Here is an 18671-nt window from a genome sequence, read left to right as displayed (position 1 = left end):
GATGCCTACTGTCTCTATACCCTTTACGACGTCAGCGTTAGCGCCTATTCCGAGCTTGCCCGCGCCAGAATGGCCTATCGTTAGCCAAATCGCTATTCAGGAGTGCCACGAACGCCTGCTGCCCATGAGCTTGGCGCCTTCGCCCATCATGGTGTTTCCCGCGTATCAGCGCTTGGGGATTCCCGGCGCGATTCCTGAGTGCTTTGTGCGTGAAGGGGTGTACCGCGCGTTGCTGGCAGCGGCAAGAAGCCTGCCAGAAGGAATTAAACTGCTGGTGCTGGATGGCTGGCGGCCCTGGCGGGTGCAGCAATATCTGTTTGATACGCTGCATGAAGCGATTAAGCACCGCCACCCTAACCTCAGTGAAGAAGAGTTACTATCCCGCACCCGTGAGTTTGTGTCGCTGCCCAGCCGCGACCCCAGCAAACCCAGCCCACATCTCACGGGCGGTGCGGTCGATGTCACGTTATGCGATGCCGACGGTTTGTCGTTAGACATGGGCACGCTGTTTGATGAAGCAGTGCCTGCTTCGCATACCGACCACTATGAGCAGCGTGGCCAACTGACACCTGCCCAGCAGCGCGTAAGAGACAACCGCCGCTTGCTTTACCAAGCGATGCATCAGCAGGGTTTCACTAATTTGCCCAGCGAATGGTGGCACTTCGATTTTGGCGACCAGCTATGGGCCCATTACGGCGGGCACAGTGCTGCTTGTTACGGCCCCGCCGAGCTAGATACCATTGAAAACCGCTGGCGCCGGCAAATTTAACCTAGCCTAGGCGCATCGGCAGAGAAAAAACGCATGCCGGTGCGCAAGTGCTCCACGCAGGTAGTGGCGGCAACGGTAAGCTGGCGGCCTTCTAAGCTGACAATTTGTGCCCTAGCGCCGCTCATTACCGGGTAGGCCATGGGCAGCGTCACAATCTCCCCACGGTGAATTTCATCGGCGACGGTGAGTTCGGGCATAAACGTTACCCCAATGCCCGAGCGCACAAAATTCTTCAGTACCGCCACCGAGTTGGTATGCAAGCGCGCATCCAGGTAACGACGCTCCTGATGCGCCACCATGTTAACCATCTGGCGCATCCCAAATGGGTTATCCATTAACGCCAACGGCCACTGCTCAATATCGCTTAACGTGGCCGGGCGAGACAGGCCGCTTAGTGCGTGCCCAGGCGGCACAATTAAATCGAGTGGCTGTCGGGTTTCCACATGGCAATGAACCTGTGGGTCAACCGGCGGGGCATACAGCAGCGCAAGGTCGACCTCCATCTCCTTCACTAACGTCATTGCCTCGTTAACGCCCGCCATGCGGATTTCCACATTAATGCCGGAAAAACGCGACATAAACGCCCCCAAGGGGGCGGCGATTAAATCGGCAATAAAGCCTTCCCCCACGGCAATGCGCACCTCGCCACGGGCCATTTCCTGAATGGCCATCAACTGAGAAAGCACCGCCTCCTCAGACAAACGCTGAGCGTGATAATGCTGAATCAACAGCCTGCCTGCTTCCGTTGCGCGCATACCGCTACCGTGGCGTTCGCACAGAAGTACATCCAACTCCTCTTCTAGCGCCTTCAACTGGCGGCTAATGGCCGAGGCATCCACATTAATATGCGCCGCCGCGCGGCGTAGCGAACCACGGCGCACCACCTCGTTTAGGTACGAAAGCGCACGCTGGCTAAGCATGGGTTACGGCTTGCCAGGCTGAGCGCATGCTAACGGTGTCGACCATTCTGGGTTATCCAAGTACCACGGCATGGTTTTACGCAGCCCTGTTTCAAAGGTTTCGCAGGGCTTTCAGCCTAGCGAATCGGCAATTTTATCGAAAAGCGCGGAATACTCCATAAGCCACCGCATTGGGTGGAGATGGATAGCGCGGCGTCCGCTAGGACGCCTTGTGTGTTGCTTTCTTACATTTGACATCCTCCGACCACTAAATCAGAGAGTGTAGTGGCGGATTCCCAGGTTGTTGCCTTCCTGGTTCCTGCTTCGTTGTCCGTCGCCTTCAATGCCTTGGCACTGCCGGTCTTACACAAATTCCACAGGCGTCGGTTCCCGAGTGCCCCTCGGTATTTACTTCAACGCTCGGCACCGGCTAATAGCGCGGTGCCTGCTTGCAGAATGTTGCGGGCCGCATTCACGTCACGATCGATGCCTTCGGTGCCACAGCTTGGGCAGTCCCAGGCGCGAACATTCAGTGGTAGTGACCCCATCACAAAACCACAGCCATGGCAGCGTTTTGAGCTTGGGTACCAGCGGTCGATTTGGACGAACTGCCGTCCCACCCAAGCCGCTTTGTAGTCAAGCTGGCGCACCAACTCCCCCCAGCCAACATCGCTGATGGCTTTAGAGAGATGGCGATTTTTGACCATGTTCTTAACCTGCAAGCTCTCCGCTGCGATCACTTGGTTCTCGTTAACGATCTGGCGAGTGAGTTTATGCAGGTTGTCAAGCCGTGTATCGGCAATTTTGGCGTTACAGCGAGCGACCTTTAACCGTGCCTTAGCACGATTGTTCGAGCCTTTTTGCTTATGGCTGAGTTGGCGCTGCGCCCGCGCCAGCTTGCGAGCATAGCGTGCCGTATGGCGCGGGTTGTTAACCCGTTTACCATCACTGGTCACGAACAGGTCCTTCAGCCCCGGGTCAATGCCGACCATCTTAGGCGTGGTCGGCAGCGCTTCGGTATCCACCTGGCACAAACAGCTGATGAAGTAGCGACCAGCGGCATCTTTGGACACCGTGACGGTGCTGGGCGTTGCAGGAAGCTCGCGGCTCCAGCGAATGTTAAGTGGTTCTTTGCACTTGGCCAGCGTGATCTGGCCATTGCGGTATGAAAACGCTGAACTGGCAAAGGTGGCCGACTGGCGGTGCTTTTTGGATTTAAAGTTGGGATACCGCGCCCGCTTGGCAAAGAAATGCTTGAAGGCGGCTTGCTGATGGCGCAGGCATTGTTGCAACGGCACCGAACTGACCTCGGCTAAAAAGGCCGTATCCAGCTGCTTCTTCAACTGCGTTAGAAAGGCGCTAGCGCCGTTATAACCGATTTTTTCTTGACGCTGATAGAACGCATCGGTGCGATGGAGCAGCACTGCATTCCAGACATACCGCACGCACCCAAACGTCCGCGCCAGCAGGATTTCCTGCTCCGGCGTGGGATAGAAGCGGTATTTGTAGGCGCGTTCGGTTTTCATACATTACAAGATAGTCTGCGTTATGTAAGAAGGCAATACGCAAGGCGTTCTGCGGACGCCACGTTATCCATCTCCACCCAATGCGGTGGCTTGGATGGAGTATTTCGCGCTTATTGATAAGACATTCCAAAACATGCTTACAACCTGCATAGATCAATCGACTCTCCTTGCTTAGCCAAGCGAGTATCAGTCAATCCAAGTCATCAAAACTACTCATAGCCTGTCATTTCAAGGTAGCCAACGCCGATCTCGTCTTGGGTTTGGGTGCTACGTACGATTACGTCGCCTTCCCAGTAGGGAACGCTGGTGGGCATCCAGCGGTTGGGGTGGCGCGCTTCAATGGTCACATCAATTTCAGCGTTGGGGAGTGTTAGTTGCCAACGGGTGGGAATATCTCGCTCAGCCACGCGTGCGGTGGAAAGAGGCGTGAGTGTCAGGATATCGGTGCCTATTTGCTGGGTATTGCCTTCGGCATCAAATAAGTGAGCGAACAGGTAGTCGCCACCGTTTTCACCTCCGCCTCTTAGTCGGTAGGCCATTAGCTTGCGGCCGTCGTTTAAATGCAGCGAAAACCAGTCCCAGCCGGTTTGTTCGGGGGTCAGCAGTTGGCTGCTCCACTCCCGATCCAGCCAGCCGTTGCCCTGAACCTCATGGGTTTCTCCGTTCAACGTTACGCTGCCTTTAACGGTTAGAAAGGGCTGGCTGTAGTAATGAGAGCCTTGGCCTTCCACGGTCTTGGCGTTAAACCCGTTTTCGCCGTGCCATACTAGAGGGCCTTCTGCCTGTAGGGTAAGTTCATAGCCAAAACGTTCTTCGCCTTCACCGCTGTAGGCAGTGAGGGTGAAGCGTTCAAAGTTATCATCTGAAGGGCTTTGCAGCGTCCAGTCGTCAATCCACGCTTGAAAAGGAAGAGCGATTACGCCGGCTTGCCCTTGGGGTCGGGCGCTATGGCTGCGTGCGAAGCGTTCTGCAGCGAGATGCGTGGCCTGTTGGGAAATGCCTATATGCGCCATCCATACTTGGTCGCTGGCCCAGGGAGTTGGGGCTGGGCGTTCCTGGGGCGGCATTAACGCTTGGCGAAAGAGCGTCCATTGCAGCCCTAGTGGTTCGCCTGTCTTATCTTCAAGGTTAGCGGTGAGGTACCACCACTCAATACGATAATCAGGGTGAGGGCCGTGATCGTCAGGAAACACCAGCGGCGAAGAGGCGTCGGCGTGGGCAAACCCTTCTGCCTGTGCGCCAAGCCCAGCAAAGCCCTCCTGAGCAGGCGGTGAGCTTTCAGTATCGCCTTCGCTACAGCCGCTGAGGCTTATTAACGCCAGGGCACTAAACATTATTGTGCTTAACCAGTGTCTGTTCATGTGTCGCCCTCATTGAGTAGGGCGCGGGGCGACGTGCGCCAGAGCTGTACGCAGGGCAGGGCTGCGGCAAGTAGAGCAACGCCAATGGCCGTTAGCAGCATTGTGACGATATCCAGCGGGAATAGCTGCAGCGGGAGCCGCCACCCGAAAGCGGCGACGTTGATCACCGCTACTAGCAGCCAGGTAATGGCGATACCTAGCGGTAAGGCGATAAAGCCCGTTAATAGCGCAAGCCCGCCCAGCTGAAGTAAAGGTAGTTTCACCAGCGTGGCGCGAGGAACGCCCAGCGCCCAGAGGGCTGCCAGCTTGCGCTGTCGTTGATGCGCCTGGGCCAGCAGCGTCGCTAGTAGCGCCAGAGCGGCCACGCCGAGCGTTAACCCATTAAGGGCACGGGTAATGCTAAAGGTGCGCTCAAAAATTTGGGTGGCGATCTGCTTAACTTCTTGCTGGTTCACTAGTGCTTCGGCGGAGAGGTTAAATTCATTCATCAGGGTCTGGCGAAACTGATCTTCATCGGCATTCTCGTTTAGGGCAACACCAATTGAGGCTAGCTCCCCGTCAAAGCGCTGCGTTAGCGCTTCTACCGTTAGCAGTATCTGCTGTTGGGGGTTGCCGTAGTCAGGGTAAATAGCGGCTATCTTAAAATTGTCAGCGCCTTGTCGGGTATTGAGTGTCACTGTATCGCCCGGTGCCAGGGCACGCGCTATCGCCATCTGTTCGTTGATAAAGACGCTGTCGCTACCTAGCGCTTGCCAAGCGGACGCGGAATCGCCGAGGGTGTCCAGTAGCGGCCAGTTTGCGGTTAATAACGGCGAGGAGCTAACGCCAAACAGCGTAACCGTGCCTTGGGAGGTTAATTCAGTATTGGTGGATGAAGGTGTGGCCAGTAGGTCAGTGCTACCTCTTGCGGTGGGTAACGTTGCCATTACGCTCTCTTGCGTTAGCAGCCACTCGTTCAGTGGGGCTAAGGTCGACGGCGCGGCATTGATATAAAGCGGCGCGCTTAGGCGTTGGTCTAGCCACTCTAAAAACGTCAGCCGGAAACCGCCTACCATGCTACTCACCCCCAGGTTAGTTGCCAGTGCAATCAACAGCGCCACCATGGCAAGCGATAAACGAGGTAGCTGTAGCTGCATATCGGCCACGGCCCACTGCATTAACGCAAAGCGGCGCAATACTTTTTGCAGGGTGTTTAGCACACCATAGAGTAGCGGCGGTAAACACAGGGCGCAGGTCAGCAGTAGCGCCGCCACTAGGCTAAAGCTCGCCACCAGACCGCTGCCAGCGGGAAGCCTGCTCAGCCAGAATGCCAGGCTAAGGGTGAGCAGCGCCGCTAAGCCGCCTGCTTTTAGCATACGCGTGAGCTGGCGCTGATAGCCGCTGCGCCACGCGTAGGCGTGACCGAGTGCCAGTACATTTAATCGTGCCGCGCGCCACAGCGTTCCGCTGCCGGCGAGCAGTAGACCGCCCAGGGTAATCGCGACACTGCCGAGCCAGTAGTGCCAGGGGAGTGATAATGACTGCTGAACATCCGCTCGGTAGAGCGAGGAAATAGTGCTTGCAACGTCTGGTAGGAGTTTCCCGGCGAGCCAAAGTCCGCTGGTTAAGCCAAGAGAAGCGCCAAGTATCCCAAAAACGAGCAGCTCCATGAGGATGGCGAGCGTTAAGGTGGTGGCTGGCACGCCCAGTGCACGTAGCGTGCGCAGCGTGGCTAAGCGTTGCTCCATGGCCAACCCTAAAGCGGCTTGAACAATAAATAGCCCAACCACCAGCGAGAGTAGCGCTAAGGCCGTTAAATTAAGATGGAAACTATCGGTAAGCTGCTCTGGTGACGCCAGGTTGGCTGCACGTGTTATCCGGTAGCCATCCGGCGGCTGGTCAAGCGCTCCTGGAGCGGATGCCAGGCTAAGCGTTGCCTGCTCACCAAACAGGTTGGAAGCCGCAGCAATATCCATGATGAGCGTGTCAGGCGGTAAGTCGTTACGCAGCGTAAGGGGCGGTAGCGCCTGCCCGGCAACAGTAGGCGTTGCGCCTGTGGCCTCCTCTCGGCGAAGCCCTAAGGATGGCAAGGTGTCTGGCGCTAGCTGTGTTTGCCAAGGTGGGGTGATGAAATTGTTGAGTGACCCATCACCTCCAGCACCTGAGGAGGGCAGTGTGAAAGGGTCAATGCCCAGTACGGAAAAGCGGGTGCCATTATGCGTGAAGGTGGCCTCTAGCAGCGGCGAAACGGGGAAGCCTGCACGACGTAGCGTCAAATAGTCGTCAATGGTTAGCGGGTTACCATCACGTCGGTCAAGCTGGTCGGTGTCAGCGCTGAAGAGCGCATTGGCTCGGGCATAGCTCTCTTTTGCTGTGGCGTTAATCGCTTGAACGCTGCTCCATAGGGCACTGGCCACCCAAAGCCCCACCAGCAGCATTACAAGCTGTGCAGGGTGGCGCTTGTAGTGGCTCAGTAGCGTAATAAGTACGCGTCCTATCATGCGCTCATTTCCTGCAGTTGGCCTAGGTGAAGCCGGTAGGTGCGGTCGAGTGGTGCGGCGACGCGCGCGCTATGGGTCACCATCAGCAGGGCGCACTGCGTCTCTTTAACGAGTGCTAATAGCAGGTTGAGTACAATATCTGCCGTTTGCTCGTCCAGGTTGCCCGTAGGTTCGTCGGCTAATAGCAACGCTGGGCGGACAGCTAATGCGCGGCCAATGGCAAGGCGTTGCTGTTGGCCGCCGGAGAGTTGCTCTGGGTAGTTCGATTCTCGTCCGCCAAGCCCTAATCGTTCCAGCAGATGGCGGCTCCATTCGGGGTTTTCTCGGCCCGCAAGACGCGCTTGCAACCGAAGGTTATCGGCAACGTTTAAACTGGGCACCAGATGAAATTGTTGAAAGATAAGCCCCAGTTGTTGGCGGCGCAGTGCGGAGCGTGCGGTCTCATTCAGGCCAGAAAGCGTCTGCCCATTGATAGTGACACTACCGTGGTCCGGCGTATCTAGCCCGGCGGCAAGGTGAAGTAGGGTCGATTTACCGCTGCCTGATTCGCCCATAAGCGCCACACTGCTTCCTTGCTGGAGGGTTAGGTCAACCTGGTTGAGCACATGAATATCGCCCTGCGGCGTGCTGAACGTTTTGCTGATGTGTTGCAGGGCTAACATGGCGCCTCTCCTGAGGGACTTTAAGCATCACTATAGCAAAGCCCCAAAAGAAGTAGTTAAACCTATACGCATGTGCAGATTGATTTTATTTTTGTATAGCCTTTGGTTGCGTTGATGGCGGACATGATGCTAGTGCGCCTGGCATGACGCGTATCTGTTGAGCAATGGCTTACTCCAAAAGATAGTTTATTTACTAAACAGAATTAGTTAATGTGTATTAGTTTTTTCATGATAACAAACAAAAAATTGTTGGCTCGTATGGCCTAGCTAACCTTATGTCGTATCGAAAAAATTGACGCACATCAGATAAATAGTAGAGAGCGAAAAAAAGAGAAGGCTGTTTGTCTATTGTGAGCTAAAAAGTGGCATTTTTGGGAAAGTGCCATTTGGGGAGCGCGCCTGCACGTTTTTTTTATTCTAAAAATCACCGCTCTATTTTTAAAACGAGTGCCTGTTGGTGCTGGGTAAAATATAAAAACTCAAGGGTTCAAGTATGCAGGGCGTATTACTACGCAGCGGTAAAAGTGAGCAGTTTTCAGCGTTGGGGGAGACTGGACAGCCTGTCTTTCGCTCGGCACTTCAGCTCCGTGAGTCCATCCGGCGTGAGTCGCATAAACGGAAGTTGCAAGAGCCTGGTTTTCCAAACATGGAGCACCACCTAGCAATTCCCCAAAGTGACCAGCAGGGTGAACTCCTAGATTGGTACAGCGCAATTGAAGGCGACGTTATACCGTGGAGCGCGGCCAGCGAAGAAGAGCGGGCACCGGCTCGGCAGGAGTTGCGTCAATTTGAAAGCTTTTTAAAAAGCTTCAGCGACACTTCAATGGTCAAAGCAGATGGGGCACATAACGACCGCGGCGTGTTGGCGAAGTTGCTCAAGCAAGTCATTAGAATTCCCGATCAAGACCATGTTTACCTTGTAAACGGCACGCCCGTGCTTACCTTTTGGGGGTTTGAGTACCCCGATGCGAAGCGCTCTTCCGATCCCTTGCATTTTCTTTATCCACAAGAGCACGCTCCTGTTCCGAAACCAACCATACCGCTAGCAGCAGCTACTCCGGTTGAGCCAGTTTCTGAGCCGGAGCCGCCTTTTATGGTTGCAAGACGCCCCTGGTGGCGGCGTTGGTGGCCGTTAGCTCTCCTCTTGCCATTGCTACTTCTTCTGGGTTTCTTTGGACTGCGCAGTTGCACACCACAAGCTAATTTGCCTGGCGTTGGCACTGGCAATTTGCAAGCACCTGACTTCCAGGCACCCGGTACGGGCTCGAACAATCTACGTATGCCTAAGATACCCGATTTGCGTTTTCCTGCTATTTCAATGCCGGATCTTTCTAGTCCGCGGTGGTGGGGAGGTGCCGGTAATAGCGGTTTGGCGCTGGATGGTCGTGGCTCAGGATTACCAGCCGTTGGTTTGCCGGAGATAGGAGCGCCAGATCTGGGTGTTCCTGGCTTAGGTATGCCGGAAGCTGGTATGCCTGAACTGCCCACTTTGCCTGAAGGCGACGGGGCGGTAAGTGAGCTATCAGCGGAGGGAACTGCTCCTGAAATACCCGCTGGTAATCAGCCCGAAGCGCCGATGGCCCCACCCGAACTGGGGCAAGAAATGTTGCCTGATAATGCAGCGTTAGCTCCTCCGGCCTCGTTTGAGCCGCTTACTATTCCCTCCCAGGCGGCGGATGGTCCCGCTAACTTTTTAAATGGTAACTGGCGTGCGGCAGGCGTCATGGATAGCGATACAGGACGCCCGTTACGTGTCTCGTATGAGTTTGAAGAGGGCAGGGGGCAAGTGCAGCTGCGTCAAGGTGGCGTTACCTGTACAGGCCCAATCGATGCGGCAATGCAGGGGGGCGCACTTTCGATCCAAAGTCAGGGCCAGGCTAGCTGTGAAGATGGCAGCCATTACGATATGCCCGAAGTGCTTTGCGAGCAGGGTGCCACTGACATGGCCGACTGCGCTGTCAGCTACGCCAACGAGACCTTTCCCATGCAAATGTGGAAAGACAACGAATAATTGCGGAATAGTTGAGAGAAGAGTTGCGACATGTTGCCTGAAGTCACTCAGTTCCAAGACGTTGTCCCGTTGGTCAACGATACCGGTGTTCAGTTTGTAGATTTTGCCCTGACGCTTGAGCCTCGTAAGGAAACCGGCGGTGAGTTTGCTAAATTGGCAGATGACCTTTTGGTACGCCTGCTCACCAATGAAGAAGATGGCACTACTTTTTATGAGCCGGAACCCAACAAGGTTGAGCGAGTTAGTAAGCCGTACCTCGACATGGATATGGAGTCGAGTTTGGCATTGTTGGATCGGCAGTGGGTGCCGATACCGTTTTTTCGGCACATGCCGCCGCATCGATTTGATGAGGGCCCCAGCAACTGGTCGCGTCTGCGTTTGGTAGCGCTGGATACGCCCGATGTTGATGGCCACACCCATCGTATGACGATCGCGTTTGATACGCGGAGTATGCTTAAGCGCGAAGGCACGGCTTACTTGGCACCCAATGAAGAAGACGTGCGTTCCGGAGAGACATTTAAGCTTGCCTTGACACCCCATGAAATGGGCTGGTTCATGGACTTGGCCTGGGTTAAAGAGTGGCTCAATGATTTATACCGGGAAGGCCATCCGGAGATGGATCAGAATGAGCTGGAGGATGACATTAAGGCGCTACATCCCCAGGCCCACTACTTGAACCTGCTGAGTCTGTTGTGGAAACCGATTCCCGCCGAGCGTACACAGCGAAAGCCCAAGGTGCGAGTACCTGAGGTTCGCTTAGTAGGTAAAGATGCTAGCCAGAAAACCCCCATCTCTGTCGACCTTGTTTTGGATGTGGGCAATTCGCGCACCTGCGGTATTCTGATTGAGCACCATGAGCAGTCAGGCTCTGGTTTAAAGCAGAACTATGTTCTCGAGTTACGTGACTTGGTCGACCCAGAGTGCGTTTACAACGAACCTTTCGAAAGTCGTGTCGAATTTTCCCAGACCTTCTTTGGTAAGGATCATCTCTCGGTTAAGAGCGGCCGCCATGACGCTTTCCGCTGGCCCACCATTGCTCGAGTGGGAGGTGAGGCGGGGCGCCTGGCTAGTCGTCGTCGCGGTACCGAAGGCTCGACGGGTCTTTCAAGCCCCAAGCGTTATTTGTGGGACGGCAGTCGGTACACACACGGCTGGCGGTTTAATAGTGCTTATGTCAAAGCAGATAAAGAGCCTTTCGCCACGGCCGCTCCTTTTTCCAACCTGATCAATGAGCGCGGCAAAGCGATCTATGCGGTCATGCGTGATGATGAGGAGGATGATCTTCCAGTCTTCAAACCGCACTATTCGCGTAGCTCCTTGATGACCTTCATGCTTTCGGAAGTGTTGGCGCAGGCGTTGATGCAAATCAATAGCCCGGCCCAACGCTCTCGTCAGGGCAATATCGATGTTCCGCGCCGCCTACGTTCAATCATCTTGACGGTGCCCCCGGCTATGCCGCTTGCAGAGCGCAGTATCCTGGATGAGCGTATGCGTGAAGCGGTGGGACTGATTTGGCAGGGCATGGGGTGGTATCAGGGTGAGGATGACCCCTTTGAGCCTGTTGAGGCTGACGCGCCGTCACCACCGCTGCCAAAAATTCGTGTCGAGTGGGACGAAGCGACCTGCGGGCAGCTGGTTTATCTATATACCGAAATCAATGAAAACTTCGCAGGCCATCCTGAAGAATTTTTCGACACTTTGGCGCGCCCAGAAAAACAGCAGCGGGATCGGATAACGCTTGCCAGTATCGATATTGGTGGTGGCACCACCGATTTAGTGATCACCGATTACCGTATCGAGAGCGATGAAAGAAGCGGCAACAGTAGCAATGTTCATATCGTTCCTGAGCAACGTTTTCGTGATGGCTTTCGTATTGCCGGCGATGACATTCTGCTTGATGTCATTCAGACCTTTGTACTGAAGAGCTTTGAAGAGGCACTTAGGCTGACGGGGGTGTCTTCCCCGGATGCCATGATGTCACGCTTGCTGGGTGGAGAAAGCCTGAGTGCTCAGGAGCAGGTGCTGCGACAGCAGCTCAATTTGCAGGTCTTCACGCCTCTTGGGTTGAAATTGCTCAGTTATTACGAAAATTTTGATCCTCAAGAAAAAGAAAGTGAGGAGAACCCGCACGTCATCACCGCGACGTACCGAGAGCTGTTGGGTGATCACGCGGCAAGCGAGGCGGTTAGGGAATATGTACATGGGGCCGTGCGACGTGATGTGAAAAACCTTAGCGCCACACCGTTCGAGCTAATGGACATCCCGATTACCTTTAACCTCCCTCACGTGCATAAAGCGTTTTTGGGCGATGGCATCAACATCGGTAAAACCCTCGGCGCTCTATGTGAGGTGATCCATCAATATAGCTGCGACATGTTGCTGCTAACGGGCCGTCCATCACGATTACCAGGTATCCAAGCGTTTTTACGCAAAATGCTGCCGCTACCCCCAGGACGGATTCTGCCCATGCAGAACTATCGCACTGGTAACTGGTACCCCTTCCACTCTAATGGCGAGATTGATGACCCCAAAAGTACTGCGGCGGTCGGCGCGATGCTGTGCCTGTTGTGTGATCAGTTAGATTTACCCAGTTTTTACTTCCGTACTCAGGAGCTCAGGCCTTACTCATTGATTCGCCACTTAGGCTCGATTGATAACAACAACGTCATGAAAAGCGATGACGTGGTCTATCGGGATATCAAAGCCAATGAAAACGGCACCGCGATTGAGCTGCCAGAAGACGACGAAACAAAAGTACAGGTGCGCGGGGGGATTGTGCGTCTTGGTTATCGTCAGTTAGATGCCGAGCGTTGGGTGGCCTCACCGCTCTATACCCTTGAGCTGACCGAGTCGGGCAAGGATAAATACAGAGAAGCAGTAGTGAATGATGGAAATGGCAACCAGCCGGTGGTCGAAGTGGAACTCAAAGTCGTCGATAAAAAAGACAAAGTCGGCCTCATCAGTGATGAGCTAAAAGTTAGCCGAGTTAGCTCCAATACCAATAAGTCATTTAGCAAATCAGATATTAATCTTCAGCTCAATACGATGATTGATGCAGGGCTGGGCGATTCTAATTACTGGCTGGACAGCGGGAGTGTGAAGCGCAAATGAGCAATCTGACGGCTAAACAACACCAACTGGGCCAAGGCTGGAAAGCTGTGCACGCCGGTGCCGGTCAAGCCATCGAGTGGATCGAAAACGTCCGTGGCAATGCCCCGCGTCTGGATAGTGAAGCTGATAATTTGATTCTGGAATTGCACAAAGCGCGCAATTTGGCATCAAGCCTTGGGCGTGCTGCGGGCACTCCAATGACCATTGGTTTTTTCGGGCTTTCCCAAGCAGGGAAGTCCTACTTGATCTCGGCAATGGCCGCGGGACACAACGGCAAGCTGGAAACCGATTACGGCGGCAAGCGTCTTGATTTCATTGAGCACGTAAACCCTGTTGGTGGGGGTAAGGAAGCCACTGGTTTGGTAACCCGCTTCAGTCGTACGGCGATGAGCGGGCCAGCGGATTCGCCTGTTGAACTGCGCCTTTTCAGTGAAGTTGAAATTGCCAAGATATTGGCTAACGCCTGGTTTAACGATTTCGACCATGAACAGTTGCACTATGAACTTGATGAAGCACGTATTGAGCGAATTCTCAGGCCGTTCGAAGGTGTTGATATTACGGCAGACGAACAGCCAGGGTTAAGCGGTGATGATGTAGTTTCATTATGGGATTACCTTACTGGCAGCTTTAAGAAATCGATTAGCAAACTGGAAGCGCGTTACTGGCCGCGGGTTCTCAAATTAGCGCCGCGCCTCTCCTGCGAACAGCGTGCTGATCTATTCTCTCTGCTGTGGGGCGAGCAAGAAGAGCTTACTCGTCTTTATGTGCAGTTGGCGTCCACCTTACGCCGCCTTGGCAACGCCCCTACCGTTTATGCGCCGCTGACGTGTCTCGTGACCCCCGAAGGCGAGGGCTATAGCCAGCGTGACAGCATTATGAACGTGGATATTCTTGAGCGTTTAGGAAGTGCCAGTGACCATAGTTTAGAGGTGCGCCCAGTAGAGCAGGAAGCGCCCGGCAAAGCGGTAGCGGTATCGGTAGCTCAGTTAGCAGCACTGACCGCCGAGCTAACGTTCCCGCTGATTGAGCCAACCCAAGACCCTCACGTTGAAAAAGTTGATTTATTAGACTTTCCTGGTTATCGCGGTCGCCTTAGCCTGAAGAGTGTCACTGAAGCTGCCAGTCAAGCCAGTAGCGAAGGGGGCAACCCAGTTTCACAGCTAGTACTGCGCGGCAAAGTAGCTTATTTATTCGAACGGTATACAGACAGCCAGGAAATGAACGCTCTGGTGGTGTGTACGAGCTCGGATAAACAAAGCGACGTGACCTCGGTCGGCCCGGTGCTAACGCGCTGGATTGAAAAGACCCAAGGCGTAACCAGCCAAGACCGTGCGGGTAAAGCGCCGGGGCTAATCTGGACGCTTACCATGTTTGATAAGCGTATCAGTGGCGCGTTGAACCTGACGGAAAGCCAGTTACGTGAAGGCTGGGAAGGGTTGATTAAGATGACCCTGTTGGAGCGTTTTGGACAGTACGACTGGATGAGCCAGTGGGCGCCGGGTGAACCCTTCAACAATACTTTTCTAGTGCGCAAGCCGCGGCTGCCTGTTCCTTTCCTTGATAGCCGTGATAATGAAGAGCTGGGTATTAACGACGACTGCGCAGCGCCTCTTGTGCGTATGGCGTCTACCTTTGCTGAGAATGCCAGCGTTCAAAAGCACGTGCACGCGCCTGACGAAGCTTGGGAAGCGATGCTGGCGCTTAACGATGGCGGCATCAAGCGCATCAGCCAGTACTTAGGCCGCATTGCCACGCTGGACTTTAAGCTGGCCAGTATCGAAAAGCAGCTGAACGACACACTAACCTCTTTGGTTGAAAAACGCTTGGCTCCTCTTCATCACACCGATGGCAGTGGCGAAGTGGCTAAAAAACGCGAGGCCGCCAAGCTTTTGTGGCAAAGCCTAGGGCAGCGCCTGGCAACCCTAGGTGAGTTGCAGCACCAGTTGGAACTACCCCAGCAAACAGTTCGCGATCTGTACTTGAGCGATAGCGAAGAAGACGGCGTGCCAGCCAAAGAAGGCGATGCAGATAAAGAGGAAGCTAAGCAGGCCGATAGCCTCTACTGCAATAGCGGCTTTAGCCTGAATGATGACCCCTTCTCCAGCGGCTCTCCCTTTGATGATGATGCCGCGGCGGCACCTGCCTCCAATAACGCGCCAGTGCTACAAGGTGCGGATCACCGCTTCGCACGCAAGGTTTTCCAGGCATGGGTGGCTCATCTGCGAGAAATACCCGGGCGGCAGGCGTTGCTTCAACTGTTGGGATTGGACAAAGCCGTGGTTGAGTCGCTGACCGACGAGCTGATCACAGCCGCTAATCGTATGGAGCTACAGCAGCATTTGGATCAAGCGCTGCTAAGGCGTGCCCAAAGCAGTGCTAAACGTGATCAGTTGGTAGAGCGTCAAGTATTAGCCGCTCAATTGGTGCTGCGCGACTTTATTGCATGGCTGGGGTATCAGAATGTGCCGGTTGACCAGCGACCTAACAGCCTCGCGGGTAAAAAAGAAAAGCTGTTTTTGCCGAATCCTCTCATTTTGCCCGGCGAGCTGCCATGTCTGGCGCCGCAACCGGTGAATCAAGCCGTACTTTACTTGGCCGACTGGCTTTCAGGACTGTGTATCGTGACGCAGGAAAATGCAGGTCATACCGCGGGACGGGAAATTACCATGGAACAAAACGAGCGCCTGGGTGCTGTACTGTCAACGTTTCGCCAACCGGAGGTGACCCATGCGGGTTGAACTGCGTCCGCTGGAATCCGGTACGCCGGGGCAAGGCCGTTTACTGCTCAAGGGATGGAAAGGAGCAACGACGACACTGCAACTGACGATTCAAGAAAGCCAGGATCAACAGTTTCTGCATCCGGGCAAAACGTGGAGCACTAAGACTCACTCGTTTGAATTGGCAAGGCTGGAAGAAGCCGATGCCGAGCGTCTCCAGGTAGTGCTCGACAGCACGATTATTGATCCTCTGTTAGAGCTTCCCGGCTCTACGCAATATCTGCTGACACTGCAGGATGCTCAGGGAACGAAAGGTGAAGGGGTAATTCGGCTATCACGCGATTTAATGCCGTCCAGCGCTGCGGGTTCTACGCCTTCTGCAGCTGCCAGTACGGCCCTGCATTCGCCCCCTGTCGCGGAAAAAACGCCTGACCCAGCGCCAGAGCCAGAACCAGAACCTGAATTAAAAGCGCCGCCTAAGCCTGAGCCCGTGCCAGTCGTGGAAACTCCGCCAGTGAACAAGACAAGCAAGCGGGGGCCTTTGTTGTTTCTATTGTTGGGGCTTGGACTCTTGGCTGCCGTGGCATTCGGTGCTTGGTACTGGTTTAGCAACAATGCCAATACCACGGAAACTGAGCCGACTACTCAAGAGAACATCGAGGAAGAAGACAGTTTCGAAGAGGAGGAAATCGTACAAGCAGATAACGACGTTAGCGAAGCAGAGGCCGACCTCTCTTCTGAAGAAAATCTGCAAGAAAGCAGTGCTGCATCATCGGCCGGCCCGGCAATGGCATGTTCGATAGAAGCACTAGGTGAGCAGGATGAGTTGGCATTTGTGCAAGGTTGTTCCCAAGCAGATATGACGTCAGAAGCGTTGCTGTCTGTGATCGAAGCCGCACGTGATGCCAATCAGTGCGGAATAGCGCGGCGTCTATACGCCAACCGCGCTATCGCTGGCGATGCCACTATTGCGCTGGCTTATGCTCGTGAATACGACCCAGCATATCACCAGGCTAACACCTGCTTTAGCTCAGCCGATGCGGAAACTGCGGGCTATTGGTACCAGATCGTACTCGATGTTGAGCCTGAAAATAGTGAAGCACAGGCACGTTTTGAGGAGTTGGGCGGATGATGCGTAAAACGCTCGCGACCTTCGTTTTTTCGACGGTTGCTTTATCAGGCATAGGGCTGGGTGCCACTGTAGCGCTGGCCGATCCACGTCCGCTACTGCAAGAAGGTAAGCAAACTCTGCATCAGCGTGTGCTGACGACACCCGGGTGTGAATTAACGCAGACGGCGGGGAGCAGTGGCGAACTTCAGCCAGCATTTACCCGTTTTTATGTTTATGAGCGCAGCGACGTTGATGGGCGTGAATGGCTGAAAGTTGGGCCGGATAGCTATGGTGATACGAGTGGGTGGTTACCGGCGGATTGCAGTGTTGCATGGAAAATGCAGTTAACGCTGGCGTTCACTAATCCAGCAAACCGTCAGCGCCTGTTATTCTTCCGTGAGAGAAATGACCTGCAAGACATTCTCGATGAATACGAGCCTTCCAGTCAGGTAGTTCCTTTACATGCTGCCCTGGATCGTGATGAAGAGGTGTCTGCGGTTTTGGCACGGGAGCCTGAGTACTTTGTCGATCTTCAGGAACAGTTTTACCTGTTGCCCATACTCGAAGGTGAAGAGGTATTCACTGAAGCTGGCTTTCGTGCACGCTTATTGAACGTGGCGTCAGTTAGTAAAGCGGGTGAGCTGGATCCTGCTGGGGTTGAAACAGACCCTGAAGGTGGCACGCAGGCCAGTCAGTTGCGTGAATTTAACGCAGGCGTTGTGTTCGTGATTGACTCGACGATTTCCATGGGGCCGTATATCGAGCGTACTCGTGAAGCAGTGAGCAAGATACTCGATCGAATCGAAGCGGAAAACCTTGATCAGCAAGTCAAATTTGGTTTGGTGTCTTTTCGCGACAGCGTAGAGATGGTGCCTGAACTTGAGTACGTCAGTCGCATGTATGCCAACCCGATGGAGGTTCAAGGCAGGGAAGACTTGATGGCGCGCATGGATAAGCTCCATGAAGCTACGGTTTCCACGCCGGGTTTTGAAGAAGATGCTTATGCCGGGGTGATGCAGGCAATTGATGAAGTAGATTGGAGCCAGTATGGCGCTCGCTATATTGTTTTAATTACCGATGCCAGCGCCATCGAGGGTGATCATGAGCGCTCTTCAACCGGGTTAAGTGCTGACCAAGTGCGGCTAGAGGCTGCTAATCCAGGCGTGGCCATTTACACACTTCACTTGAAAACGGCAAGCGGCGAACGTTTTAACGACCATGCTAGGGCTGCAGCCCAATACGCAAACCTCTCGACCTATGCGGGCACCAACACCTCTTTGTACTACCCAGTGGAAGCGGGCGATGTCGAGGCTTTCGGCGCTAAAGTGGATGCCTTGGCTGAGGCAATTACGTCTCAAGTGCGTGCGGCTTACCTGGGTGACGGTGCTATCGGAAGCGCCTTGAATGCGCAGCAGTCTGACCCTGATGAGACTGACCCCGATCAGCAGCGCCTGCTGGAAGATGCGAGCCTCATTGGCCACGCCATGCAACTTGCTTATCTTGGCCAGCAGACGGGGAGTGTAGCTCCGCCGGTTTTCGAGGCCTGGATTAGCGATCGTGATCTAGTACAGCAAAACCGTCCAAGTACCGACGTTCGAGTGCTACTGACGAAATCGCAGTTGAGCGATCTTAGTGATGTCGTAACGCAGATTTTGGATGCTGCCAATCAAGGGCTTATTTCACCTACTGACATGTTTGATCGGCTGCGTTCGGTGGCAGCAGCCATGGGCACCGACCCCAATCAGCTGCAGCAAAACGAGACCACACAGTTGGCCGAGTTGGGTTTGATGGGAGAGTACCTAGAAGACCTACCTTACCAGAGCGAAGTGCTCAATTTAGATGAAGCCACCTGGAAGAGCTGGGATGGTCTATCTCAAGAGCGCTTTATTCGTAATCTGAGCATTAAGCTGCGTCACTATCAGCGCTATAACGAGGATGTCGATCGCTGGGTTTCGCTTGCTGAAGGCAGTGATCCAAGAGACGACGTCTATCCTGTTCCTCTTGAAATGATGCCCTGATATAGG

General features: G+C 54.3%; 11 protein-coding genes. 6 read left to right on the top strand and 5 right to left on the bottom strand.

Going from position 1 to position 18671, the window contains the following annotated elements; genetic code table 11:
* Nucleotide 1: 1 nt before the first annotated feature.
* Nucleotides 2-769, top strand: a complete 768-nt coding sequence (locus tag P8S54_RS04795) for a M15 family metallopeptidase (RefSeq protein ID WP_281443441.1) — start codon at nt 2-4, stop codon at nt 767-769.
* Here the strand turns inward: P8S54_RS04795 and P8S54_RS04790 are convergent.
* The 5 genes from P8S54_RS04790 to P8S54_RS04770 all read right to left on the bottom strand — a co-directional run bounded on the left by P8S54_RS04790 (nt 766) and on the right by P8S54_RS04770 (nt 7697).
* On the bottom strand, nt 766-1689 hold the full coding sequence (locus P8S54_RS04790; protein ID WP_281443440.1) for a LysR family transcriptional regulator: 924 nt from the start codon (nt 1687-1689) through the stop codon (nt 766-768). The genes P8S54_RS04795 and P8S54_RS04790 overlap by 4 nt on opposite strands.
* Nucleotides 1690-2081: 392 nt before the next feature.
* On the bottom strand, nt 2082-3194 hold the full coding sequence (locus P8S54_RS04785) for a transposase (RefSeq protein ID WP_281443439.1): 1113 nt from the start codon (nt 3192-3194) through the stop codon (nt 2082-2084).
* 209 nt (nt 3195-3403) lie between these two features.
* Nucleotides 3404-4555 (bottom strand): lipocalin-like domain-containing protein, encoded by a 1152-nt coding sequence (locus tag P8S54_RS04780; protein WP_281443438.1) that lies wholly within the window; start codon nt 4553-4555, stop codon nt 3404-3406.
* Entirely contained in the window at nt 4552-7035 is a 2484-nt protein-coding gene (locus tag P8S54_RS04775) for an ABC transporter permease (RefSeq protein WP_281443437.1), read from the bottom strand. The genes P8S54_RS04780 and P8S54_RS04775 overlap by 4 nt, the downstream gene beginning before the upstream one ends.
* On the bottom strand, nt 7032-7697 hold the full coding sequence (locus P8S54_RS04770) for an ABC transporter ATP-binding protein (protein WP_281443436.1): 666 nt from the start codon (nt 7695-7697) through the stop codon (nt 7032-7034). The genes P8S54_RS04775 and P8S54_RS04770 overlap by 4 nt, the downstream gene beginning before the upstream one ends.
* A 493-nt stretch (nt 7698-8190) precedes the next feature.
* Between P8S54_RS04770 and P8S54_RS04765 the strand changes: the two genes are divergently transcribed.
* Genes P8S54_RS04765 through P8S54_RS04745 form a run of 5 tightly spaced genes read left to right on the top strand, consistent with a single transcriptional unit; the run spans nt 8191 to nt 18665 of the window.
* Nucleotides 8191-9708, top strand: a complete 1518-nt coding sequence (locus P8S54_RS04765; RefSeq protein WP_281443435.1) for an SrfA family protein — start codon at nt 8191-8193, stop codon at nt 9706-9708.
* A gap of 30 nt (nt 9709-9738) precedes the next feature.
* Nucleotides 9739-12819 (top strand): virulence factor SrfB, encoded by a 3081-nt coding sequence (locus tag P8S54_RS04760; protein ID WP_281443434.1) that lies wholly within the window; start codon nt 9739-9741, stop codon nt 12817-12819.
* Nucleotides 12816-15557, top strand: coding sequence for a putative virulence factor (locus P8S54_RS04755; protein WP_281443433.1), 2742 nt, complete (start codon nt 12816-12818; stop codon nt 15555-15557). The genes P8S54_RS04760 and P8S54_RS04755 overlap by 4 nt, the downstream gene beginning before the upstream one ends.
* The gene (locus P8S54_RS04750) at nt 15547-16668 is read left to right on the top strand and encodes a hypothetical protein (RefSeq protein ID WP_281443432.1); all 1122 of its coding nucleotides are present in this window, start codon (nt 15547-15549) and stop codon (nt 16666-16668) included. The genes P8S54_RS04755 and P8S54_RS04750 overlap by 11 nt, the downstream gene beginning before the upstream one ends.
* Nucleotides 16665-18665, top strand: a complete 2001-nt coding sequence (locus P8S54_RS04745; protein WP_281443431.1) for a vWA domain-containing protein — start codon at nt 16665-16667, stop codon at nt 18663-18665. Before P8S54_RS04750 ends, P8S54_RS04745 begins: the two co-directional genes overlap by 4 nt.
* Nucleotides 18666-18671 lie beyond the last annotated feature (6 nt).

The sequence above is a fragment of the Halomonas sp. M1 genome (assembly GCF_029581375.1).
GTDB lineage: Bacteria > Pseudomonadota > Gammaproteobacteria > Pseudomonadales > Halomonadaceae > Vreelandella.
This window is presented reverse-complemented; position numbering and strand designations above follow the sequence as displayed.

Coding starts and splice junctions, on each gene's coding strand:
- P8S54_RS04780 (WP_281443438.1), bottom strand. CDS start 4,555: ATGAACAGACACTGGTTAAGCACAATAATGTTTAGTGCCCTGGCGTTA.
- P8S54_RS04795 (WP_281443441.1), top strand. CDS start 2: ATGCCTACTGTCTCTATACCCTTTACGACGTCAGCGTTAGCGCCTATT.
- P8S54_RS04765 (WP_281443435.1), top strand. CDS start 8,191: ATGCAGGGCGTATTACTACGCAGCGGTAAAAGTGAGCAGTTTTCAGCG.
- P8S54_RS04775 (WP_281443437.1), bottom strand. CDS start 7,035: ATGATAGGACGCGTACTTATTACGCTACTGAGCCACTACAAGCGCCAC.
- P8S54_RS04760 (WP_281443434.1), top strand. CDS start 9,739: ATGTTGCCTGAAGTCACTCAGTTCCAAGACGTTGTCCCGTTGGTCAAC.
- P8S54_RS04745 (WP_281443431.1), top strand. CDS start 16,665: ATGATGCGTAAAACGCTCGCGACCTTCGTTTTTTCGACGGTTGCTTTA.
- P8S54_RS04785 (WP_281443439.1), bottom strand. CDS start 3,194: ATGAAAACCGAACGCGCCTACAAATACCGCTTCTATCCCACGCCGGAG.
- P8S54_RS04750 (WP_281443432.1), top strand. CDS start 15,547: ATGCGGGTTGAACTGCGTCCGCTGGAATCCGGTACGCCGGGGCAAGGC.
- P8S54_RS04755 (WP_281443433.1), top strand. CDS start 12,816: ATGAGCAATCTGACGGCTAAACAACACCAACTGGGCCAAGGCTGGAAA.
- P8S54_RS04770 (WP_281443436.1), bottom strand. CDS start 7,697: ATGTTAGCCCTGCAACACATCAGCAAAACGTTCAGCACGCCGCAGGGC.
- P8S54_RS04790 (WP_281443440.1), bottom strand. CDS start 1,689: ATGCTTAGCCAGCGTGCGCTTTCGTACCTAAACGAGGTGGTGCGCCGT.